We start from the raw sequence: 21075 nt of genomic DNA on the forward strand, positions 1-21075 counted from the left end.
GCCAGGCCGCCAGGGCAGCACGCACCCTTTTTGCGTTTATTCCTTCCGACGGACGGAGAGTCCGGAATTTGACGCGCCGGTCAGGGCGTCCACGTCGCCTGTTGCCAACTCCCCTAGGTCGGCCGCGGTGTCCACGAGCACGGTGTCGCCGTCGCTGATGTCGCCGGAGAGGATGGCCTTAGCGAGCCGGTCGCCGATCTCGCGCTGGACCAGGCGGCGGAGCGGCCGGGCCCCGTAGGCGGGATCGAAGCCGGAGATGGCGAGCCAGGCCTTCGCCCCGTCGGTAACCTCCAGCGTGAGCCGCCGTTCGTGCAGGCGCCGGCCCAGTTCGCCAACGTGCAGTTCCACGATGCGCGCGAGCTCCTCCATGTTCAGAGCGTCGAACAGCACCACTTCGTCCAGTCGATTCAGGAACTCCGGCTTGAAGGAGGCGTTCACGGTGGCCATTACGGCGTTCCGCTTGGCTTCGGCATCCAGGTTTTGGTCAACCAGGAATTGGCTGCCCAGGTTGGAGGTCAGCACCAGGATGACGTTACGGAAGTCCACGGTACGGCCCTGGCCGTCGGTGAGGCGCCCGTCGTCGAGCACCTGCAGGAGGATGTCGAAGACTTCGGGGTGGGCCTTCTCCACCTCGTCCAGCAGCACCACCGAGTACGGCCGGCGCCGGACGGCCTCCGTGAGCTGGCCGCCCTCCTCATAGCCCACGTAGCCCGGAGGTGCACCCACCAGCCGTGCCACGGAGTGCTTCTCGCCGTACTCGGACATGTCGATCCGGACCATGGCGCGCTCGTCGTCGAACAGGAAGTCCGCCAGGGCCTTGGCCAGCTCGGTCTTGCCCACGCCGGTGGGGCCCAGGAAGAGGAAGGAACCGGTGGGCCGGTTGGGGTCGCTGATGCCTGCCCGGGCACGGCGGACGGCGTCGGACACGGCCGTGACGGCCTTGCCCTGGCCGATGAGCCGCTTCCCCAGCTCCTCCTCCATATGGAGCAGCTTCTGGCTTTCACCCTGCAGCATGCGGCCCGCAGGGATACCGGTCCAGGCGGAGATGACCTCGGCAATGTCGTCCGCGGTCACCTGCTCCGCTACCATCTGCGAGGACTTGTCCGTGACGGCGGCTTCGGCCTCGGCGGCGGCGTTCAGCTCCCGCTCCAGCGCGGGAATTTCGCCGTAGAGAACGCGGGACGCCGTCTCCAGGTCGCCTTCACGCGCCGCTTTTTCGTAGGCGCCACGCAACTCGTCCAGCTTCGCCTTCAGGTCGCCGACCCGGTTGAGGCCGGCCTTTTCAGCCTCCCAGCGGGCCTTAAGCGCGTTCAGCTCCTCTTCCTTGTCCGCTTTGTCCGCCCGCAGGGCAGCCAGGCGCTCAACGGAGGCCTCGTCCTTTTCACCCTGCAGAGCCAGCTCTTCCATGGTGAGCCGGTCCACAACGCGCTGCAGCTGGTCCACTTCCTCCGGTGCGGAGTCGATCTCCATCCGGAGCCGGGACGCGGCCTCGTCCACCAGGTCGATGGCCTTGTCCGGAAGCTGGCGGCCGGAGATGTAGCGGTTGGAGAGCGTAGCGGCCGCCACCAGGGCGGAATCGGAGATGGTGACCTTGTGGTGCGCCTCGTAGCGCTCCTTGAGGCCGCGGAGGATACCGATGGTGTCCTCCACGCTGGGCTCGCCCACGTACACCTGCTGGAAGCGGCGTTCCAGGGCGGGATCCTTTTCGATGTTCTCGCGGTATTCATCAAGCGTGGTGGCACCGATCAGCCGCAGCTCGCCGCGGGCCAGCATGGGCTTGAGCATGTTGCCCGCGTCCATGGAGGAATCGCCGGTTGCACCCGCACCCACCACCGTGTGGATCTCATCGATGAAGGTGACAATCTGGCCTTCGGAGTTCTTGATCTCCTCCAGCACGGCCTTCAGCCGCTCCTCGAACTCACCGCGGTACTTGGCGCCGGCCACCATGGACGCCAGGTCCAGGGCGATCAGGGTCTTGCCGCGCAGGCTTTCCGGCACGTCCCCGGCCACGATGCGCTGAGCCAGCCCCTCGACGACGGCGGTCTTGCCCACGCCGGGTTCACCGATGATCACGGGGTTGTTCTTGGTGCGGCGGCTCAGGACCTGCACGATGCGCCGGATCTCCGTGTCCCGGCCGATCACCGGGTCAAGCTTTCCGGACCGCGCCATGGCGGTAAGGTCCGTGCCGAACTTCTCCAGCGACTGGAAGGTGTTCTCCGGGTCCGGGTTATCCACCTTGCGGTCACCGCGGACACCCGGAAGGGCAGCGAGCAGCGCTTCACGGGAAGCGCCGGCGTCGCGCAACGCCCGGGCTGCTGCATCGTTTCCGCCCGCGAGGCCCAGCAGGAGGACCTCGGTGGAGACGAAGGTGTCGCCCAGCCGGTCCGCCTCTTCCTTGGCATTCTGGATGGCCTGCAGGGCAGGACGGGAAAGCTGTGCCTGCTGGCTGGAGCCACCGGAAGTGGCCGGCAGCGCCTTGATGGCGCTGCTCGCCTGGACACTGACGGCGTCCGGGTCGGCGCCGGTGGCGCGCAAAAGCGCGACGGCGACGCCCTCGCGCTGGTCCATCAGCGCCTTGAGCAGGTGGGCCGGTTCCACCTGCGGGTTGCCTGCCGTGGAGGCGTTCATGGCCGCAGCCGAGAGAGCCTCCTGGCTCTTGGTAGTGAATTTGACGTCCAAAGAGGGCTCCTTTCGGGGATAAGTTTTCTAAGTTGAGTCTACTACGCTCAACTCTGGTTTTGGGCCGGTTCCATACCATGTTTGCCTACAGCAAAACACCTCGATAATGCTGGCGACAGGGGCTACCGGCCCTATTGGGCCCACATATTGGTGGTTCCCCTTCCCGGGCTGCGCACTCTAGGATCGGGCGTGGGACCGCGGTGGACGTTCCGCCGGCCCATTTTGAGAGGGGACAGTCAATGAAGAAGTTCGTTGTTCTTTACCTTGGACCGAAGGCAGCCCAGGAGCAGATGCAGGAAAGCACGCCGGAAGCGGCCCAGGAGGGCATGAAAGCCTGGATGGAGTGGGCAGCCCGCGCCGGTGAGGGCATCCTGGACATGGGCAATCCATTGGGGGCCGGCAAGGAAATTACCAGCACCGGCGCGTCTGACACCACAAACGGCGTGGCCGGCTACGCCATTGTCCAAGCGCAGGACCTTGGGTCCGCGCAGGCCCTGTTCGACGGCCACCCACACCTGATGATGCCCGGTTCCAGCATCCAGGTGTACGAATCCCTGGACCTGCCGGGAATGTAGAGCCCAACCGGTCGATCGGGAATCCCGGTGAAAGCCGTCATCTGCGGGGCCGGAATCAGTGGGCTCTCCAGCGCGGCGTTCCTGGCCCGTGGCGGCTGGGACGTGGTGGTGGTGGAGCAGTCCGAGGGTCCTCGGCCGCTGGGGTACATGATCGATTTCTTCGGCCCCGGGTGGCGTGCAGCGGCCAGTTTGGGCATCGTCCCCCGGCTCCATGAGTTGGGCTACCGGGTCCGGCAGGTGGACTACGTTGACCGGAAAGGCAGGGCACGGGCCACCCTTCCCTTCTCCGGATTCGCGCAGGTTGCCGGTGGCGGGCTGGTCAGCATCCTCCGCCCGGACCTGGAACGTGCCATTCGCGAAGCAGTGCCTCCCGGCGTGGAGCTTCAGTACGGCCGCACCGTAGTGTCGGTGGGCCAGAGCCGGGAGTCCGTGGCGGTGACCCTTGACGACGGCCAGGTGCTGGAGGCCCACCTGCTCATCGGCGCCGACGGGATCCACTCCGTGACCCGTGAGCTCGCCTTCGGCCCGGAAGACGGGTTCTTCCGCTATCTCGGCTTCCAGCTGGGCGCCTACTCCTTCAGCGACCCGGAACTCGCCGCCCGCCTCGGGAACCGGTTCGCCATCACGGACACCCGGAACGAGGCGATGTTCTTCTACCTGCTTCGTGACGGCCGGATCACCGCCATGGCCGTCCACCGCACGGACAGTCCCGGGCTTCCGGAGGATCCCCGGGCACTGCTCCGGTCCAGGTACGGCGGCCTGGGGTGGATCTGCCCTGCCGCCCTGGAGCAATGCCCGCGGGACATCTATTACGACCAGGTAGCCCAGATCAGGATGCCCCGCTGGCACACGGGCCGCGTTGTCCTGGTGGGTGACTCCGCTGCAGCCGTTTCACTGCTCGCGGGCCAGGGCGCATCCCTCGGCATGGCTGCTGCCGGTGTGCTGGCCGAGGAACTGGGGCGCCACTCAACGATCAGCCGTGCCCTGGAATCCTTCGAAGCCAGGGTGCGCCCCGCGGTACTGGAGCACCAGAAGGCCGGCGCAGCTGCCGCCCAGTGGTTTGTCCCGGGAACCAGGCGAGCCGCATTCGCCCGCCGCACCGCCATCCGGCTTGCCGGCATCCCGGGCATGAAGCGGGTCATCAGTTCAGCAGTCATCGGAAAATCCGGCGCAGCACTCTAAGAATCCACAAGCGGGGTCCCAGGGCCAGGTGTACAGCTAGGTCCCGTAGACCGACACGGCGGCGGCCTTCACCACAAAGTGCACCGTCATGCCGGGAACCAGGCCCAGGTCCGCCGACGCCGCGGGCGTGATGTCTGCGGCGAGGCCGTCCGCGCGCACCCGGATCAGGTCGCCATGGGGCTCGAGATCCGTGATGGACACCGGGAAGGAGTTGCGGGGGCTGCCGTGTGCGTCGGTGAGGAACACGGACACGGCCGACGGCGGGAAGACCGCCACGCCCGGCCGGTCGTTCCCGCCGGCATCGGCGGGTTCCTCGAGGTGGCCGGAAATCTCCCGGCCCCCGCCCGCCCGGATCCCGGTGCCCGTCATGGTTCCGGGGACAAAGTTCAGCCCGGCCAGTCCGGCAGCAAAGGAACTCCTGGGCCGTTCCAGCACGGACCGGGTGGGGCCCGCCTCCACAATCCGTCCGCCCTCCAGGACAGCCACCCTGTCCGCAAGCATCAGGGCATCCAGGACATCGTGGGTGACGATGATGGCCTGCCGCCCGGCGAGGACGCGCTTGAGCAGGCGGCGCAGCAGCGGCGCCGAGTGGATGTCCAGCGCGGCCAGGGGCTCATCCAGCAGGAGCAGTGCAGGATCGGCGGCGAGCGCGCGGGCCACCGCAACCCGCTGCGCCTGCCCGCCGGAAAGCTCCGCAGGACGACGGTCCGACAGGTCAGCGGCCTCTACCTCTGCAAGCCAATGCATCGCCCGGCTGTTGGCCAGGTGCTTGGAGGTGCCGGCACTTCGCGGCCCAAAGGCCACATTCTCCAAGGCAGTGAGGTGCGGAAACAGCAGGGGTTCCTGCGCGAGCAGGACGGTGCCCCGGTGGTGCGGAGGCACCCAGGCATGGTGTCCGGGATCCAGGTGGAACAGCGTGCGGCCGTCGAGTTCGGCGCGGCCGCTGTCCGGTTTCAGCAGCCCGGCGATGCTGGCCAGCAGCGTAGATTTGCCCGCCCCGTTGGGTCCCATCACGGCGAGGGTTTCCTCCCGCCCCACCGTCAGGGCCACGTCGAAGCCGCGCCCTGCCACGGCTGCCTGGAAGGAGAACGTCACGGAACGTTCCCTCCCGCCGGAGCAGGCGCCGTCGTCCGCTTTCCGGAGACCTGGCCGGCTGTGCGGCCGCCGGCAGGGCGCCCGTAGGCAAGTGCCACCACGGCTACGGCGACGGCCACCAGGACCAGGGAGAGCGCGACGGCGGCGTCCGGGTCCGTTTCCCGCTGCAGGTAGATTTCCAGCGGCAGGGTCCGGGTCACCCCCTGCAGGCTGCCGGCGAAGGTGAGCGTGGCGCCGAACTCGCCCAGGCTGCGGGCAAAGGCCAGCACGGCGCCGGATGCCAGGCCGGGCAGTATCAGCGGCAGGGTCACGCGCCGGAAAACGACCCTCGGCGGCGCACCAAGGGTTGCCGCCACCGCCTCATACCGCGAACCGCCGGTCCGCAGCGCGCCTTCCAGGCTGACGACGAGGAACGGCAGCGCCACGAAAGTCTGGGCCAGGACCACGGCAGTGGTGGAGAAGGCGATCTGCAGCCCCAGCACCTCCAGGGCCCCGCCCAGGAGTCCCTGCCGCCCGAACGTGTAGAGCAGTGCGATGCCGCCCACCACGGGCGGCAGCACCAGCGGAAGCAGCACCAGCGAGCGCAGCAGCCCCTGCAGCGGGAACCTTCCCCGCGCCAGGACCAGGGCCAGCGGCACACCCAGCACGATGCACAGCGCAGTACTGGCAGCCGAGGTGCGCAGGCTCAGGCCGAGGGCGGAGAGCGCGGGTTCGGAGGTGACCAGGGGAAGGAAATTGGCCCAGTTGACTCTTGCCACGATGGCCAGCAGCGGGAGGACAACCACCAGGGCGGCCACCACCGCCAGGGCGTAGAGCCAGCCCGGGACCCCGGTGTAGGCCGCGCGCACCTTTGTCCCCCTCATGGCTTGCGGGGTCGCTGGCGGAGCACTACTGCGCCTGTCATTGCGTGGCCGGCCCGAAGCCGGCCTGTGCCAGCACCTGCCGGCCTTCAGGGCCGGCCACCAGGTCCAGGAACGCGCCGGCGGCGGTGGTGTTCCTGCTCCCGGCCAGCACTGCGATGGGATAGGTGTTGACTGCCCCGGCCGCTTCCGGGAACGGCACGCTTTCCACGCTGTCCCCGGCGGACCGCACATCCGTGACGTAGACCAGCCCGGCGTCGGCTTCTCCGGAGATGACTTTGCCCAGGACGTCGGTGACCGAGTTCTCCTCGCTGACCGGACTGAGCCTGGTTCCGTGCTGTTCCGAGAGTGCGGCGGCGGCCGCACCGCACGGCACCTGCCGGGCACAGGTCACCAGCCGTGTTCCTGCCCTTGCGAGGTCGGCAAAGGAGTTAATGGCTGCAGGGTTGCCCGGCGGGACTGCGATGGCCAGGGTGTTGGTGGCGAAGGTCCGGGGTTCCCCCTGCAGCAGTCCGGCATCACCAAGCTTTTCCATGTTCCGGGTGTCGGCCGAGGCGAAGACATCCGCCGGAGCGCCCTGGCTGATCTGCGTTGCCAGGTCCGACGATCCCGCGAAACTGACAGTGACGTCCGTTCCCGGATGCTGCGCCTCGAACATTTCGGCCAGCTCACTGAAGCTGGATGTGAGGGAGGCCGCCGCGAAGACCGTGAGCGTCCCTTCCCCTGTGTCATCCCCGGGGGAAGCGCTGCCTGCGCAACCGGCGAGGCCCAGCGTGAGGGCCGCCACTGCCAGCACTGCGGGAATTCTCCCTCTCACGGGGCACCCTTTCCCTGCGGGGTTTCGATGATGACGGTGGTGGCTTTGACCACCGCAGTGGCCACCGACCCGAGCTCCAGCCCCATGTCCCGGACAGCCTCGCTGCTCATCAGGGACACCACCCGGAACGGTCCGCACTGCAGCTCCACCTGCGCCATCACCGTGTCCGCAGTGATGCCGGTGACCAGCCCGGTAAACCTGTTGCGGGCAGAACTGCCCGTCCGGTGCGGATCGTCCGGGAGCTGCGCCAGCTTTTGAGCATGCCGGGCGAGTTCGAGGCCGTCGACGGCGAGCCGGCCGGAATCGTCCCGAAGCGGAGCCAGGGAGCCGTTGTCCGTCCAGCGGCGCACCGTATCGTCACTGACGCCGAGCAGGCGGGCCGCTTCTGCGACGCGGATGATGGTCATTTCCCCACTATAGGCCGCAGATGCGGACGTTTCTCCTGCTTTGATCCGCTTTTTCGATTATGACCGGCCCCCGGTCCGCCGTCGGGGCAGCACACTAGACTTCCTCCATGTCCATCTTCATCGACCCGCCACTGTGGCCTGCGCACGGAACGCATTTCTCCCACCTGGTTTCGGACACATCGCTGGCGGAGCTCCATGCCTTCGCCGCGGAGGCGGGCATCCCGGAGCGGGCCTTCGATGGAGACCACTACGACGTCCCGGAGCGCCGCTTCGAGGACCTCGTGGCGGCCGGAGCGGTTCCGGTGGAAGCCCGGATCCTGGTCCGCAAGCTGATCGCCAGCGGCCTGCGCATTCCCGCCAGGCAGCGGAACAAGTCACTCAAGGTGCCGCTGCAGCTCCGCTGGGACGCCATCATGCCCGGGCATGACGCCCTGTTCCTTGACCTGCTGGACCGCTGGAGCGAACCACACCGCCGGTATCACGGCTGCACGCACCTGCTCTCGGTGCTGGAGTCCCTGGACCTGCTGACCGATCCTGCCGACCCGCCGCGCACCGTGCTCCTGGCCGCCTGGTTCCACGACGCCGTTTACCGCGGCATTGCAGGCGAGGATGAGGAGGAGTCCGCCCGGTTGGCCGAGGACCGGCTCCGCGCCGCAGGCCTGCCGGACGCCGAGGTGGCTGAGGTGGCCAGGCTGGTCCGGCTGACCAGCGACCACCGCCCCGGGTCAGGGGACGGCGACGGCGCCCTCCTGTGCGACGCCGATCTGTCTGTCCTCGGCGGGGAACCGGACGACTATGCCCGCTACGTCGCGGCCGTCCGGAAGGATTTTGCGCACATCGGCGACGCCGACTTCGCGGCGGGACGCGCCGCCGTCGTACGCCATCTGCTGGAACTCGACCCGCTCTTCCACACCGAGCGGGCGCAGGAACTGTGGCTGGCTGCCGCGCACCGGAACCTGAAGGGTGAACTGACATGAACGCGCCGCATTCAAACGCGCTGCACGTATATTCCGCAAGTGCGGCACACCGGCAGCTCCCCTATACGGTGCGGCTGGAGTGGGGGCTCGACGGCGCCAGGACCGTAACGTCCGGCGTGGACCTTGCGGTGGTGGTGGACGTCCTGTCCTTCGGCACGTGCGTCAGCGTTGCCCTGGACCGCGGCGCCACGGTGTTTCCCTATCCCTGGAAGGACACCACCGCGGAGGACTTCGCAGCCCACCATCACGCCCAGCTGGCAGGTCCCCGCGACGGCGGCGGGCTGAGCCTGTCCCCGGCGAGCCTCCGCGCGGCTGGTTCGCTGGAGCGGGTGGTCCTGCCCTCCCCCAACGGCTCCTCCCTGTGCCACATGCTGGCCGCCGAGGTCCCGCTGGTAGCGGCAGTGTGCCTGCGCAACGCCGCAGCCACCGCGGACTGGGTGGCGGCCAACCTTCCGGAGGATGCGGTGATCGCCGTGGTGGCCGCGGGTGAACGCTGGCCGGACGGCACCCTCCGTCCCGCCGTGGAGGACCAGATCGGGGCGGGCGCTTTCATCGCCGGGCTGGTGGCCGCCGGCAAGGGCGGTTACGAGGCCGAGGACGGCAGGCACGGCTATTCACCGGAGGCGGTTGCGGCGGCTGCCGTGTTCGAGGCCGCGGAGCCGCGGCTCCGCGAGATGCTGCACGGGTGCGCCAGCGGGCGGGAGCTGCTGGGCGCGGGCTACGGGGACGACGTGGACATTGCCGCCGAACTGGACGACAGCGACTCCGTGGCTGTCCTGGTCAACGGCGCCTTCAGCACTATCCCCGGCACCCTGCCAGGCCGTTGACCTGCGGTTCCTCTTTACGCCCTCCGGACGTACAGGCCGGCTGACGCGCAGCTGTTTACCGGTATGCGGCCACGAACGGCGCGTTGGTGGGCACGATCTGCTTGCCCAGCGGCATCAATGACACCGGAATCAGTTTCAGGTTGGCGATGGCCAGCGGGATGCCGATGATGGTGATGGCCATGGCAAAAGCCGTCACCACGTGCCCGATGGCGATCCAGATGCCCGCCACCAGCAGCCAGATCACGTTGCCCAGCAGCGAAAAGACACCCGAGCCACCCGGCTTGTCCACCACGGTCCGGCCGAACGGCCAGAGCGTGTAGGCGGCGATCCGGAATGACGCGATGCCCCACGGGATGGTGATGATCAGCAGGCAGCAGATCACCCCGGCCGCGAAATAGCCGAGCGCCAGCCAGAACCCGCCGAAAACCAGCCAGATGATGTTGAGCAGTGTCTTCATCCATCCATTGTGCCCCGGCAGGTCCCACCCGGACGTAGGGGGATCCCCTGACCGGACCCTGAAAACGGAAGTCCTGGCGAGGGCATCCCCGCGGGCCGTCAGACGTTGGCGTCCGACTTCGCGGCCTGCACGAAGGCGCGGATCTTAGCCAGGTCCTTGACCCCGCGGGATGCCTCCACGCCGGAGGACACGTCCACGCCCCACGCGTTGGCTGCCACGGACGCCTGCGCCACGTTGGCCGGGTCCAGGCCGCCGGCGAGCAGCCACCTGCGCCCCTGGAGTTCGGGCACCTCGGCCATGGCGGCGTAATCCCACGCTTCACCCGAACCGGGAACCGCGGAGTCGATCAGCAGCAGGTCCTCGCCCCAGTCTTCAATCTCTGACCGGGCGGCACCCATCGTGACGGCCCTGATCAGCTTCATGCCGGCGTCGTGCACTGTTTCCACGTCCTGGCGGGAACGGGAGCCATGCAGCTGGATCCACTCGAGCCCGGCGGCCCGGGCAATGGCGACGGCGTCGGCAACCGGCTCGTGGCGGAACACGGCGATCGGGGACACCCCTGCGGGGACCTCCGCCAGCAGCGAGGTCACCTGGCCCGGCGAGACAACCCGGGGGCTGGCGGTGAGGACAAAACCCACAGCATCAGCGCCGGCGTCCACCGCCTCACGGATGGATTCGGGTGTACTGAGACCACACACTTTGACGAACATTCCCGGCTCCTTCAGGCTGTTTTCGTGTTGACCCCCCGGAGGAGAGTAGCAGGCAACGCCCCACCCCGCGATGCTCCTTGGCAGACGAACTAGGCTGGGCTGATGGAAATCATCCGCTTCGCTGACCTCAAGGCCGAACCCTGGCACAACGGCGGCGGGGTGACACGGCAGATCGCGAGCCGGCCCGCCCCTGCATCCCCCGTCCAGGACGGGGCCGGTGACGGTGGCTGGGACTGGCGGGTCAGCATCGCGGATGTGACCAAGGCCGGCGACTTTTCGCCGTTTCCCGGCATGGAGCGCGTCCTCACGGTGGTCGAGGGCGAACTCCTGCTGCTTTCCGTGGACGGGGCCGAACACCTCATGGAGAAGTACCGCCCGTTCCGGTTCGCCGGTGGAGCAGCCACCGTCAGCAAACTGCCCATGGGCGATGTCCGGAACCTCAACGTCATCACGCGGACGGGGGCCTTCAAGGGCTTCACGTCGATCATCGAGTTGTCCAAAAAGCGCGCCCACCCCGTGTTCGAAGGGCAGCTGGGGGTCCTGCTGCAGGGGCAGGCCACGGTGGGCGCCGGCGACGGTGACCCAACGGACCTGGGCCGGTACGACGCCGTCGTCGGTTCTGATGCCGACACTCCAAACATCCTTGGCCGCGGCTTCCTGGCCGTCGTCTCCATCGACCCCGTTGAGGACTAGCCCGTACCCCGGATAGGCCAGCCTCGCCTTCGGAAGCAGAGCCTTTCCACACTGGTTACCGGTAGCCGCCGTCCCTAGACTCAGGCTATGACCACTTCAACATTCAACGCGCTCCTGTCCACCCAGATCGGCAACGAATTCACGGCCTCGCAGCAGTACATTGCCGTAGCCACCTGGTTCGCCAACCAGGACCTTCCGCAGCTGGCCCGCTACTTCTACCGCCAGTCCGTGGAGGAACGGAACCACGCGATGATGATGGTGCAGTACATGCTGGACCGGGACATCCCCTTCACCATTCCCGGCGTCCCGGCCGTCCGCAACGACTTCGCCTCCGTCACTGAGCCGCTGGCTCTCGCCCTGCAACAGGAGAAGGAAGTCACCCGGAACATCGAGGACCTGTTCCGGGCGGCCCGCGGCGAGAACGACGCCCTCGGCGAGCAGTTCATGCTCTGGTTCCTCAAGGAGCAGGTGGAGGAGGTGGCGTCCATGACCACGCTGCTGAACATCGCCGAACGCGCGGACAACCTGTTCGACATCGAAAACTTCATCGCCCGTGAAACCGTTGGCGACGGCGGCCGCGACAGTGCCGCCCCGGTAGCGGCCGGCGGCACACTCTAACCGCAGCCCCTCCCCCAACTGAGTAGCGCTAACTGTCGTTTTGACGGCCCAAAGCGACAGTTAGCGCTACTTACTTGGGTTCACCCCCGGCGGTGAAGTTGGCCACCAACGTGGCCACCCGCCGTCGGGCGTTGCTACGCTAGAAACCAAGGCTCCCATCCGGAGCCTCCGGACGACGGTCCAGTACCCGGAACGCGACAAGACTGGCCAAAGGATCTGTAATGTCCTGGTTAATCCTTCTGGCCTCCGGCGCCCTTGAAGCCGTCTGGGCCGCAGCCCTGCACCGCGCATTCGAAACCACCGGCCGCCGCCGCGTCGCCGCAGCCGCCCTGTTCCTGGTGTCCGTGACCGCAAGCACCGCCGGCCTGGCCATCGCCATGCAGTCCATTCCCACCGGCACCGCCTACGCCGTCTGGGTAGGCGTCGGCGTGGTCCTGACCTCCGCCTACGCGATCATCACCAAGGTGGAACGTCCGACGGCGGCGCGCCTGCTCCTGCTCTCCGGCATCGCCGCGTGCGTGGTGGGCCTGAAGGTGGTGGCGTAATGTTGCGGCGCTCCTTCCCCTGGCTGGTCCTCCTGGCCTCCGCCGTCCTCGAAGCGGTGTGGGCCACGGCCCTGGGCCTCTCCGACGGCTTCAGCAAACCAGTGCCCACCCTGGTATTCATCGTCACCGCCGCGCTGAGCATGCTGGGCCTGGGCATGGCCATCCGCCGCATCCCGCTGGGCACTGCCTACGCCATTTGGGTGGGCGTCGGTGCTGCCTTGACGGTGGGCTGGGCGATGGCCACCGGCGTGGAGCCGTTCAGCGTGCTGAAGGTGCTGTTCATCGCCGGGATCGTGGGCTGCGCGGCCGGGTTGAAGGCACTTCCCGGGGAGAAGGGGCACCCGGCTCCCGAACAGCCTGCCCCTGCAGCCTCCCACCGCTGAGCCTCCCGGGCTGACTCTCCCCACCTTTGAGGCGCACCGACGGCGTGTCCCGGTGAATCGCCGTCGTCCTTGGCGCTCCCGGATTTAAAGGTGGGGAGATTCGGCGCACCGTTTAGGCTTTTGCCATGGACTCCCCCGAGATCTCCCAGGCCATGGACGCCCTGCGGCGCCGGCTGGTTCCCGGTACGCGGACCATCCTGGGCATCACGGGGGCGCCCGGCTCCGGAAAGTCCACCTTCGCGGCGTGGATCCAGCAGCAATTCGCCCCCGCCACGGCCATAGTGGTTCCGATGGACGGCTTCCACCTTGGAAACGCCATCATCGAGGGCACGCCCCTTCGCCGGCGCAAGGGCGCCATCGACACGTTCGACGCCGGCGGGTACCTTTCGCTGCTTCGCCGCCTCGTCCGCCGGGACGAGGCAGTGGTCTACGCCCCGGAATTCCGGCGCACCCTTGACGAACCCGTGGCCGCTTCCATCGCCGTCCCGGCCGAAGTGCCGCTGGTCATCACCGAGGGAAACTACCTGCTCGCGGAGCAGGAGCCCTGGAAAGAGGTCCGGGCCCAGCTGGACGAGGTCTGGTTTGTGGACACTCCGCGGGAGCTGCGGCTGGAACGGCTGGTCGCCAGGCATGTGTCGTTCGGGATGGACCGGGCGGCTGCCGAAGCCTGGGCAAACGGCCCGGACGAGGCGAACGCCCGGCTGATCCAGGCCACGAAGCCCGGCGCGGACCGCATCATTCCCTGGTACTGACAAGCGAAGAGGAGAACTCATGGTGGCACTCGGCAACGGCCTCGAAGTCAGCCCGCTCGGGTTCGGCGGCATGGCCCTCACTCCCGTGTACGGCGAGGTGGACCCGGCCGACGCACTCAAAACACTGCACCACGCCGTGGACTCCGGTGTCAGCTTTATCGACACCGCGGACGTCTATGGCGGAGGCAGCAATGAGGAACTGATCGGCCGGCTGCTCAGGGAGCGCCGGGACGAGGTGCAGCTGGCCACGAAGTTTGCGCTCGTCGGGAACCCGGCCGGCGGCTACACCGACATCCGGAACGACGCCGCGTATATCCGGCAGGCGGTGGACCGGAGCCTGCAGCGGCTCGGCACCGACGTCATTGACCTCTACTACATGCACCGCCGTGACCTCCGCGTTCCGATTGTGGAAACCGTGGAGGCCATGGCGGAGCTTGTGCAGCAGGGCAAGGTCCGGCACCTGGGCCTGTCCGAAGTAACCGCCCGGGAGCTGGAGGATGCCTTCGCTGTCCACCCCATTGCAGCGGTCCAGAGTGAATGGTCCATCTGGAGCCGCGACGTGGAACGCAACGTTGTTCCTGCCGCAGCCGCCCTGGGGGTGGGGTTTGTGCCGTATTCGCCGCTGGGCCGGGGATTCCTCACCGGCACCGTTGACGCCGCCAGCCTTGGAGACAATGACTTCCGGCGCCGGATTCCGAGGTTTTCCCCGGACGCCGCCAGCGCCAACCAGGCAGTGGTGTCGGCCGTCCGGTCAGTGGCCGGCGACCTTGGTGCGACGCCCGCCCAGACGGCCCTGGCCTGGCTGTTGGCTCAGGGCAAGCGGCTGGGTTTGCCGGTCGTTCCCATCCCCGGGACGCGTAAACGGCACCGGATCGACGAGAACCTGGGCGCGCTGACCCTGGACCTCACCCCTGCGCAACTGGACGCCCTGGACGCGGCCTCGGACGCCGTCGTCGGCTCCCGTTCCGCGGATCCGCAGTGGGTGTCGGAGGGCCGTGAATAGACTCGTCCCATGGACTCACTTCAGTACGACCTGCCGGCCCTGACCATCCGCCGGATCTCCGTCAGCGAGATGGACAACAACGTGTACCTGCTGACGGCGAAGGCCAGCGGGGAACAGGTGCTCATCGACGCAGCGGACGACCTTTCCGCCATCCAGCAACTGCTGGCGGACGCCTCCGCGGACACGGCGGCTACGCCCCGGCTCGCGCTGATCGCCACCACCCACCAGCACTGGGACCATGTCCGGGCGCTGAAGGAGCTGGCTGCGGCGACGGGTGCGCCCACCGCCGCAGGGACGGACGACGCCGACGCGCTGCCTGTTCCGGTGGATCGGCGGCTTGGGCACGGGGACGGGGTGGCCGTGGACGGCTTTGAGCTCGCGGCTGTCCACCTGAGGGGGCACACGCCGGGCTCGATCGCGTATGTGTACCAGGACCCGGAGGGCCCGGCGCACATCTTCTCCGGTGATTCGCTGTTCCCGGGCGGCGTGGGCAATACGCAGAAGGACCCGGAGCGGTTCAACCAGCTGCTCAGCGACGTCACGGAGCGGCTGTTCGGCACCTATCCTGATACCGCCGTCGTGCATCCCGGCCACGGCAAGCCCACCACCCTCGGTGCCGAGCGGCCACACCTTGAGGAGTGGCGCGCCCGGGGCTGGTGAGGAACGCGGTGGCTGAGACTATCGAAACCCGACAGTCTCAACCACCGAAAACGGACCTCTAGCGGCCGCGGCGCTCGTTGGACGCCGGAGCCGATGCACGGCGCGGACCGCCGGAGCGGCCTCCACCGGAGCGGCCACCGCCGTTGCCGGCAGCGTAGGATCCGCCGGAGGTGCCGCCGGTGTTGGAGGACCAGACAGCCTTGTTGCCGCCGCTGGCCGCAGCAGCACCTGCGCCGGCGGAGCGGCCGCCGGTGCGTGCACCTGTGCCTGCAGCTGCTGCACGCTGGCCGGTGGCCGGACGTCCGCTGCGCTGGCCGCCGGTGGAAGCCGGCCGCCCGGTTCCGCCGCGGGGGGCGTCGCTGCGGGTGACGCGGGATTCCGCACGGCCGTCTGAACCGCGGCCGGCCGATGCACGGCCACCTGCTGCGGGAACATCGTTGCGGTGCGTGGAAGCGGTGCCGCGGCCACGGGCGTTGCGGCGGGCTGCCGCAGCGGCAATCGCGCGGTCCTCGTTCTGCTCGGCGTTGCGGTCGAACGCTGCCCGGGCTTCGGTGCGGCCCTCGAAGGCTGCAGCCCGGCGCTCGGCGCGGGGAACATCGGTGCGGACCGGCTCGGCCGAAACCTTGCCCCGGCCGCCGCGTCCGCCGCGTCCACCGGTTGTGGGCGCAGCCTGGCGGCGGGCGCGCTTGCGCTCTGCGTTGGCGCCCGTTGAGGTTCCGCCGCCCTGCTTCTGGGCCTTGGCGGCCAGCAGTGCGGCGCGGGTGCGGGGATCAACCTTGTCCGCCATTTCGCCCACCAGGTCAGCCACGATGGGCGAGTTGGCGGTGACGCGTTCGAAGGTGACCTCCACGCCGGCAGCCTTCATCAGCTTCTTGACGTCGGTCTGCTGCTCCGGGAGGGTCAGCGTGACCACGGTGCCGTCGGAACCGGCACGCGCGGTACGGCCGGAGCGGTGCAGGTATGCCTTGTGCTCGGTGGGCGGATCCACGTGGATCACCAGTTCGACGTCGTCCACGTGGACGCCGCGGGCTGCAACGTCGGTGGCCACCAGGACGCGCACATCGCCGTTGGAGAACTCGGCGAGGTTGCGGTCACGGGCGTTCTGCGACAGGTTGCCGTGCAGGTCCACGGCGGGGATCCCGGCGTCGGTCAGGGTCTTGGCCAGCTTGCGGGCGTGGTGCTTGGTCCGCATGAAGAGGACGCGGCGGCCGGCTCCTGAAGCGAGCTCAACAATCAGCTGCTTCTTGACGGTCTGGTCGTTGACCACCAGCACGTGGTGCTCCATGGTGGTCACCGCGGCCTGCGGATCGTCCACGGAGTGGGTCAGCGGGTTGGACAGGTAGCGCTGGACGATCTTGTCCACGCCATTGTCCAGGGTGGCGGAGAAGAGCAGGCGCTGGCCCTGGCTGGGGGTCATGTCCATAAGCTTCTTCACCACGGGCAGGAAGCCGAGGTCCGCCATGTGGTCGGCCTCGTCCAGGACGGTGATCTCCACGGCCTCGAGGGTGAGGATGCGCTGGCGGATCAGGTCCTCCAGGCGGCCCGGGCAGGCAATGACAATGTCGACCCCGGCGCGAAGTGCCTTTTCCTGGCGTGCCTGCGAGATGCCGCCATAGATCACGGTGGTATTCAGGCCGGCAGCCTTGGCCAGCGGCTCGATGGTGGCGTTGATCTGCGTGGCCAGTTCACGGGTGGGTGCCAGCACCAGGCCCATGGGGCGGCCGGGCTTGCGGAAGTACGGAGCCTCGCGCTCGGCCAGGCGGGCCACCAGCGGGATGGCGAAGGCGATAGTCTTGCCGGAACCCGTGCGGCCGCGGCCCAGGACGTCGCGTCCGGACAGCGTGTCAGGCAGGGTCTTCACCTGGATGGGGAACGGGGTTTCGATTCCCTGCGCGGCGAGGGTGTCGGCGAGGGCTTTGGGTGTGCCAAGGGCAGCGAAAGTAGTCAAAAGTCAAAGGTCTTTCAGGCGGTATCCGTGCGGATATCGGCCCCCGATGCCGGTTGGCCCAGGGGTTCGCCGAAGAAAATTCAGGTGATCAACCAGCCTGCTGCCGCTTATGCAAAGCGGCGGCCGGGACCAAATGGAACGCGTTCATCGACGCAGGATGTGCCTCTCACATGAAAAAAGCCCTGTCCCCTAAATGAAGAGGTACATGGGCATCACTGCACATCAAGTTCCACCAGTCTAGCATCCCGGCGGAGCAGACCCGTTGTCGCGTCACTTCCGCTGCCCAACTGAGTAGCACCAAGTGTCGTATTGAGGCCCCGGAACGACAGTTGCTGCTACTTGGTTGGGGGCGTTGCCTTAGCAGTCGGTGCAGGGCAGTGTTGAGGCATGAACGAACACGTGGCGCACCACCAGGACATGCACGACGACGGAACCTCCACAGCGGATAACGGCATCGGCACCGGCATCCGCGGCAATGACGCCGCCTCCGTCTGGAACGAGCGGTACCGCGCAAAACCGCAGATCTGGAGCGGAAAGCCCAACCCGCAGCTGGTCCGCGAGGCAGGTGGCCTCCGGCCGGGGAAGGCCCTGGACCTTGGCTGCGGCGAAGGCGCCGACGCCATATGGTTGGCACAGCAGGGCTGGACCGTGACCGCCGTCGACGTTTCCGCTGTGGCGCTGGAGCGGGCCCAGTCGCACGAGAAAGCCGCCCTGGCCAGGGAGAGCGTGCACGCAGGCGAGGGCGCGATTGCCAGCCGCATCACGTGGCAGCAGGCGGACCTGGAGCAGTGGGAGCCAGGGGGTCCCTTTGACCTGGTGACCTCGCAGTTCCTGCACTCCCAGGAGCTCGCCTGGCAGGGTCCGCTCAGGACGGCCGCGGCGGCGGTCAAACCCGGCGGCACCCTGCTGGTGGTGGGGCATCACCCGGACCGGCTGCCGCCGTGGGGAGGCGGAGCCGGGCACACCCACCGGGACATGTTCTATACCGGTGACGAGGTTGTCCAGGAACTGGGGCTGGACGGCCCCGGATGGCAGGTTGAGGTCCTCACCAGCCGCGAGCGCCCGGTGACGGGTCCGGACGGCGAGCACGCCACCATCGCCGACGTCGTCCTGCGGGCCACCCGGTTGGGCTGACGCCTTTCAGGAGGCCTTGGCGGTGACGCGCGGCGCCACGAAGGCCGCGGCTGTGGCGAGCACGGCGGCAAGGGCGAAGACGCCCGCGAAGGATCCCGTCGACGTCGTAAATGCCGCGAACACGATGCCCGTGGTGGCGAGCGCCAGCGCACCGCCCAGCGAGTCCGAGATGGACATCGCGGAGCTGTTGAAGCCTTCGTTGTCCTTGGTGGACAGCGCAAGGGTCATCACGCTGAGCCGCGGATACAGCAGGCCCATGCCCCCGCCGGCGAAGATCCAGCCGGCAATCGCGACGGCGGCCGGCCAGTGGAGAGACGTGGTGGCCAGGGCCAGCAGTACCGCGCCCAGGACCATCAGCGCCCCGGTCAGGACCGCGCGGCGATGGGACAGCCGGGTCCCGAGGCGGCCCTGGACTGCCGACGCGCCCGCCCACGCCAGCGCTCCGCCCGTGAGGGTGAGGCCGGCGAAGGTGGGGGAAAAGGCGTATTGCTCGATCAGCAGGTAGGGAAGGTAGACCTCGGCACCGAAGAACCCGGCGGAGGCGAGTCCGCGTGCCAGGATCACGCTGGGAAGGCCGCGCCGGGCGATCAGGGTGCCGCGTGGCACCAGGGGCCGGACGGCCAGCAGCGCCAGGACGACGGCGGCGATGGCCAGGAGAGCGGTGGCCGCGGGAACCCCGGGGACGCGGACGCCGGCAGACAGGTTCAGCGCCAGCACCGCTATTGCGGCGAGGGCGGCCCACGCGAGCCGGCCGGTTGCCCACGGTACGGCTGCGGCGTCCATGGGCCGCTGGTCCATCCCGCGCAGCACCGGCGCGATCATCAGCAGCGCCGGAATGACCAGCCCCACCACGCCCAGGAACACCCAGTGCCAGCTGAACACCTGTGCCACGATCCCGGCCGCGAAGGGACCCACCAGCGACGGGATCACCCACGCCGCGGAGAACGCCGCAAAGATTTTGGGGTGCAGCACGCCGGGGTAGATGCGGGCCACCAGGACGTACAGCGCCACGGTGAGGGCTCCGCCGCCCAGCCCCTGGACCAGCCGGCCGGCGACGAGCATCGGCATGGACGCGGAGGTTCCGGCGATCAGCAGCCCCACCACGAACAGCCCCACGGAGGCGTACAGGGGTGCCGTTGGCCCGCGGCGGTCGGACCAGTTGCCGGCCGCCACCATGCCGATCACGCCGGTGGCCAGCGGACCGGCGAAGGCCAGGGCGTAGAGGCCGGCGCCGTTCAGCTCCCTGCTGACGAGGGGCATGATGGTGGTCACCGCGAGGGACTCGAACGCGGCGAGGAACACCAGGGCGCACGTGCCGATGGTCACCCACAGGTACGGCCGCTGCAGGATGCGCGGGGCGGGATGGGTGGTTGGAACCGTGGAGTCGGGCATTTGGGCCTTAGCCGATGTACCGGTCGCGGCCGGCGCGGTAGCCGAAGACGGCCGCGAGCAGGCCGACCACCAGGAACAGGAATCCGGCGGCGGTGAAGGAACCGGTGGCCTGGTGCAGCTGGCCCACCAGCAGGGTTCCGGTTGAACCGAGCCCGTACCCGACGCCCTGCATCATCCCGGACAGGTGCGCGGCGGTGTGGCCGTCGCGGGTGCGGAGCATGATCATGGTCAGGGCAACGGCCGTGAGGCTTCCCTGCCCCAGGCCCAGCAGCCCGGCCCACACCCACACCAGCTCCAGGGGCCCGAAGATGCTCAGCGCGAAGCCGGCACCTGTCATCAGGGCAACCACGGTGTTGATGGCCCGCTGGTCGCGGAGCCTGGCTGCAAGCGCCGGGGCGAACAGTGAACCGAGCATCTGCAGCACGATGCTGACGGAGACGATCAGGCCCGCCGTCGCCCCGTCCACGCCCCGCTCGCGCAGGATCGGCGCCAGCCACGCGAAAACACTGAAGGACATCATCGCCTGCAGCACCATAAAGAGGGTCACCTGCCAGGCCACCGCGGAGCGCCACACGTTCACCCCGTCCCTGGCAGCCTGGTGCCTGATCCGGGGCTGGCGGACGGCCACCGGCAGGAACAGCAGAAGGACGACGGCGGCCGGCACCGCCCAGAACCACAGCGCCAGCGTCCACTCCCCCGTCGCCACGTAGATCGGGTACGTGAAGCCGGCACCAAGCGCGGCGGACGCGCAGATCGCCGTCGTGTACAGCCCGCCCATCAGCCCCAGCCGGTGCGGGAAGTCCCGCTTCACCAACCCCGGCAACAGGACATTGCACAGGGCGATCGCAGCTCCGCACGCCGCCGTCCCGGCAAGGAGCGCGGGCAGGTGGCCGGCGGCGGGCAGCCCCGTGTCCACCGGGCGCAGCAGCAGCCCCGCCGTCAGGACCGCCATGGCACCGAGCAGGACACGCTCGGCACCGAACCGGCGCGCCAGGACCGGGGCGAGCGGCGCGAACACGCCCAGCAGCGTGACGGGAACAGTTGTCAGGACCACCACCGCCCATCCGGGCAACGCCGCCTGCGAGCTGGCCTCCGGCAGCACGGCGGAGAAGCTGGAGAACACGGTCCGCAGGTTGAGCCCGACCAGGACCAGGCACAGGCCGAGGTAGGCGAGCTGCCGCCGGCTTCCCACCCGGGTTGGCCCGGGTGCGGGCGTTTCATCAATCTCCGCGTCAACCAGGGCGCCGGGATCAACCCCGGCCTGCGGTGCTGCCTCCCCGGCAGGGCTTCCCGGCCGTTGCTTCCTTGCCTCGGCGTTCGTCGCTTCCGTCACCCGCCCATTGTTGCAGGAGCCGACTGCC

General features: G+C 68.6%; 22 protein-coding genes and 1 riboswitch. Of the genes, 12 read left to right on the forward strand and 10 right to left on the reverse strand.

Annotated elements, in window-relative coordinates; genetic code table 11:
• Nucleotides 1-36 precede the first annotated feature (36 nt).
• Entirely contained in the window at nt 37-2679 is a 2643-nt protein-coding gene (gene clpB / locus AC5RWA_RS10050) for an ATP-dependent chaperone ClpB (protein WP_494057494.1), read from the reverse strand.
• A gap of 239 nt (nt 2680-2918) precedes the next feature.
• On the opposite strand from clpB, the gene AC5RWA_RS10055 reads away from it, so the two are divergent.
• Nucleotides 2919-3254 (forward strand): YciI family protein, encoded by a 336-nt coding sequence (locus AC5RWA_RS10055; RefSeq protein ID WP_494057495.1) that lies wholly within the window; start codon nt 2919-2921, stop codon nt 3252-3254.
• 27 nt (nt 3255-3281) lie between these two features.
• On the forward strand, nt 3282-4436 hold the full coding sequence (locus AC5RWA_RS10060) for an FAD-dependent oxidoreductase (RefSeq protein WP_494057496.1): 1155 nt from the start codon (nt 3282-3284) through the stop codon (nt 4434-4436).
• 36 nt (nt 4437-4472) lie between these two features.
• Here AC5RWA_RS10060 and AC5RWA_RS10065 read toward each other — a convergent pair whose 3' ends face one another.
• From AC5RWA_RS10065 to AC5RWA_RS10080, 4 genes are read right to left on the reverse strand one after another with little or no spacing between them, the layout of a single operon-like run.
• Nucleotides 4473-5531, reverse strand: a complete 1059-nt coding sequence (locus AC5RWA_RS10065) for a sulfate/molybdate ABC transporter ATP-binding protein (protein WP_494057497.1) — start codon at nt 5529-5531, stop codon at nt 4473-4475.
• Complete coding sequence (locus tag AC5RWA_RS10070; RefSeq protein ID WP_494057498.1) at nt 5528-6394, reverse strand: ABC transporter permease; 867 nt, start codon at nt 6392-6394, stop codon at nt 5528-5530. The genes AC5RWA_RS10065 and AC5RWA_RS10070 overlap by 4 nt, the downstream gene beginning before the upstream one ends.
• 37 nt (nt 6395-6431) lie before the next feature.
• Nucleotides 6432-7208, reverse strand: coding sequence for a molybdate ABC transporter substrate-binding protein (gene modA / locus AC5RWA_RS10075; RefSeq protein WP_494057499.1), 777 nt, complete (start codon nt 7206-7208; stop codon nt 6432-6434).
• On the reverse strand, nt 7205-7615 hold the full coding sequence (locus tag AC5RWA_RS10080) for a TOBE domain-containing protein (protein WP_079595255.1): 411 nt from the start codon (nt 7613-7615) through the stop codon (nt 7205-7207). The genes modA and AC5RWA_RS10080 overlap by 4 nt, the downstream gene beginning before the upstream one ends.
• 107 nt (nt 7616-7722) lie before the next feature.
• On the opposite strand from AC5RWA_RS10080, the gene AC5RWA_RS10085 reads away from it, so the two are divergent.
• On the forward strand, nt 7723-8592 hold the full coding sequence (locus AC5RWA_RS10085) for a DUF4031 domain-containing protein (protein ID WP_494057500.1): 870 nt from the start codon (nt 7723-7725) through the stop codon (nt 8590-8592).
• Entirely contained in the window at nt 8589-9419 is an 831-nt protein-coding gene (locus tag AC5RWA_RS10090; protein WP_494057501.1) for a 2-phosphosulfolactate phosphatase, read from the forward strand. The genes AC5RWA_RS10085 and AC5RWA_RS10090 overlap by 4 nt, the downstream gene beginning before the upstream one ends.
• Before the next feature lie 55 nt (nt 9420-9474).
• Here the strand turns inward: AC5RWA_RS10090 and AC5RWA_RS10095 are convergent, their stop codons facing one another.
• Both AC5RWA_RS10095 and AC5RWA_RS10100 read right to left on the reverse strand, forming a co-directional pair.
• Nucleotides 9475-9876, reverse strand: coding sequence for a YccF domain-containing protein (locus AC5RWA_RS10095; RefSeq protein WP_476245826.1), 402 nt, complete (start codon nt 9874-9876; stop codon nt 9475-9477).
• A 98-nt stretch (nt 9877-9974) separates the two neighbouring features.
• Nucleotides 9975-10586, reverse strand: a complete 612-nt coding sequence (locus tag AC5RWA_RS10100) for a phosphoribosylanthranilate isomerase (RefSeq protein WP_494057502.1) — start codon at nt 10584-10586, stop codon at nt 9975-9977.
• 102 nt (nt 10587-10688) lie between these two features.
• Between AC5RWA_RS10100 and AC5RWA_RS10105 the strand changes: the two genes are divergently transcribed.
• The 7 genes from AC5RWA_RS10105 to AC5RWA_RS10135 all read left to right on the forward strand — a co-directional run bounded on the left by AC5RWA_RS10105 (nt 10689) and on the right by AC5RWA_RS10135 (nt 15240).
• The gene (locus AC5RWA_RS10105) at nt 10689-11279 is read left to right on the forward strand and encodes a HutD/Ves family protein (RefSeq protein WP_494057503.1); all 591 of its coding nucleotides are present in this window, start codon (nt 10689-10691) and stop codon (nt 11277-11279) included.
• A gap of 87 nt (nt 11280-11366) precedes the next feature.
• Nucleotides 11367-11897, forward strand: coding sequence for a ferritin (locus AC5RWA_RS10110; RefSeq protein ID WP_115523647.1), 531 nt, complete (start codon nt 11367-11369; stop codon nt 11895-11897).
• 146 nt (nt 11898-12043) lie between these two features.
• A riboswitch (guanidine-III (ykkC-III) riboswitch) is annotated at nt 12044-12109 on the forward strand.
• Nucleotides 12110-12118: 9 nt separating this feature from the next.
• On the forward strand, nt 12119-12442 hold the full coding sequence (locus tag AC5RWA_RS10115; RefSeq protein ID WP_079595262.1) for a DMT family transporter: 324 nt from the start codon (nt 12119-12121) through the stop codon (nt 12440-12442).
• Nucleotides 12442-12825: a DMT family transporter gene (locus AC5RWA_RS10120; RefSeq protein WP_494057504.1), complete on the forward strand. Its 384-nt coding sequence runs from the start codon at nt 12442-12444 to the stop codon at nt 12823-12825. The genes AC5RWA_RS10115 and AC5RWA_RS10120 overlap by 1 nt, the downstream gene beginning before the upstream one ends.
• A 125-nt stretch (nt 12826-12950) precedes the next feature.
• Entirely contained in the window at nt 12951-13577 is a 627-nt protein-coding gene (locus tag AC5RWA_RS10125; protein WP_494057505.1) for a nucleoside/nucleotide kinase family protein, read from the forward strand.
• Between the two features lie 19 nt (nt 13578-13596).
• A complete protein-coding gene (locus tag AC5RWA_RS10130) occupies nt 13597-14580 on the forward strand; it encodes an aldo/keto reductase (RefSeq protein WP_494057506.1) in 984 nt (327 codons plus the stop codon).
• A 9-nt stretch (nt 14581-14589) separates the two neighbouring features.
• Entirely contained in the window at nt 14590-15240 is a 651-nt protein-coding gene (locus tag AC5RWA_RS10135; protein ID WP_494057507.1) for an MBL fold metallo-hydrolase, read from the forward strand.
• Nucleotides 15241-15298: 58 nt separating this feature from the next.
• Here the strand turns inward: AC5RWA_RS10135 and AC5RWA_RS10140 are convergent, their stop codons facing one another.
• Nucleotides 15299-17188, reverse strand: a complete 1890-nt coding sequence (locus tag AC5RWA_RS10140; RefSeq protein ID WP_494057508.1) for a DEAD/DEAH box helicase — start codon at nt 17186-17188, stop codon at nt 15299-15301.
• Nucleotides 17189-17575: 387 nt separating this feature from the next.
• On the opposite strand from AC5RWA_RS10140, the gene AC5RWA_RS10145 reads away from it, so the two are divergent.
• Nucleotides 17576-18322, forward strand: coding sequence for a class I SAM-dependent methyltransferase (locus AC5RWA_RS10145; protein WP_494057509.1), 747 nt, complete (start codon nt 17576-17578; stop codon nt 18320-18322).
• A 6-nt stretch (nt 18323-18328) separates the two neighbouring features.
• Here the strand turns inward: AC5RWA_RS10145 and AC5RWA_RS10150 are convergent, their stop codons facing one another.
• Nucleotides 18329-19714, reverse strand: a complete 1386-nt coding sequence (locus tag AC5RWA_RS10150; protein WP_494057510.1) for an MFS transporter — start codon at nt 19712-19714, stop codon at nt 18329-18331.
• 7 nt (nt 19715-19721) lie between these two features.
• A complete protein-coding gene (locus AC5RWA_RS10155; RefSeq protein ID WP_494057511.1) occupies nt 19722-21047 on the reverse strand; it encodes an MFS transporter in 1326 nt (441 codons plus the stop codon).
• Nucleotides 21048-21075: the final 28 nt, after the last annotated feature.

The organism is Arthrobacter sp. 210 2 (assembly GCF_059093025.1).

Excerpts from the sequence above, each read along its gene's own strand:
- AC5RWA_RS10055 (WP_494057495.1), top strand. The coding sequence starts at position 2,919 with ATGAAGAAGTTCGTTGTTCTTTACCTTGGACCGAAGGCAGCCCAGGAG.
- AC5RWA_RS10070 (WP_494057498.1), bottom strand. The coding sequence starts at position 6,394 with ATGAGGGGGACAAAGGTGCGCGCGGCCTACACCGGGGTCCCGGGCTGG.
- AC5RWA_RS10080 (WP_079595255.1), bottom strand. The coding sequence starts at position 7,615 with ATGACCATCATCCGCGTCGCAGAAGCGGCCCGCCTGCTCGGCGTCAGT.
- AC5RWA_RS10085 (WP_494057500.1), top strand. The coding sequence starts at position 7,723 with ATGTCCATCTTCATCGACCCGCCACTGTGGCCTGCGCACGGAACGCAT.
- AC5RWA_RS10090 (WP_494057501.1), top strand. The coding sequence starts at position 8,589 with ATGAACGCGCCGCATTCAAACGCGCTGCACGTATATTCCGCAAGTGCG.
- AC5RWA_RS10095 (WP_476245826.1), bottom strand. The coding sequence starts at position 9,876 with ATGAAGACACTGCTCAACATCATCTGGCTGGTTTTCGGCGGGTTCTGG.
- AC5RWA_RS10100 (WP_494057502.1), bottom strand. The coding sequence starts at position 10,586 with ATGTTCGTCAAAGTGTGTGGTCTCAGTACACCCGAATCCATCCGTGAG.
- AC5RWA_RS10105 (WP_494057503.1), top strand. The coding sequence starts at position 10,689 with ATGGAAATCATCCGCTTCGCTGACCTCAAGGCCGAACCCTGGCACAAC.
- AC5RWA_RS10110 (WP_115523647.1), top strand. The coding sequence starts at position 11,367 with ATGACCACTTCAACATTCAACGCGCTCCTGTCCACCCAGATCGGCAAC.
- AC5RWA_RS10115 (WP_079595262.1), top strand. The coding sequence starts at position 12,119 with ATGTCCTGGTTAATCCTTCTGGCCTCCGGCGCCCTTGAAGCCGTCTGG.
- AC5RWA_RS10120 (WP_494057504.1), top strand. The coding sequence starts at position 12,442 with ATGTTGCGGCGCTCCTTCCCCTGGCTGGTCCTCCTGGCCTCCGCCGTC.
- AC5RWA_RS10125 (WP_494057505.1), top strand. The coding sequence starts at position 12,951 with ATGGACTCCCCCGAGATCTCCCAGGCCATGGACGCCCTGCGGCGCCGG.
- AC5RWA_RS10130 (WP_494057506.1), top strand. The coding sequence starts at position 13,597 with ATGGTGGCACTCGGCAACGGCCTCGAAGTCAGCCCGCTCGGGTTCGGC.
- AC5RWA_RS10135 (WP_494057507.1), top strand. The coding sequence starts at position 14,590 with ATGGACTCACTTCAGTACGACCTGCCGGCCCTGACCATCCGCCGGATC.
- AC5RWA_RS10145 (WP_494057509.1), top strand. The coding sequence starts at position 17,576 with ATGAACGAACACGTGGCGCACCACCAGGACATGCACGACGACGGAACC.
- AC5RWA_RS10150 (WP_494057510.1), bottom strand. The coding sequence starts at position 19,714 with ATGCCCGACTCCACGGTTCCAACCACCCATCCCGCCCCGCGCATCCTG.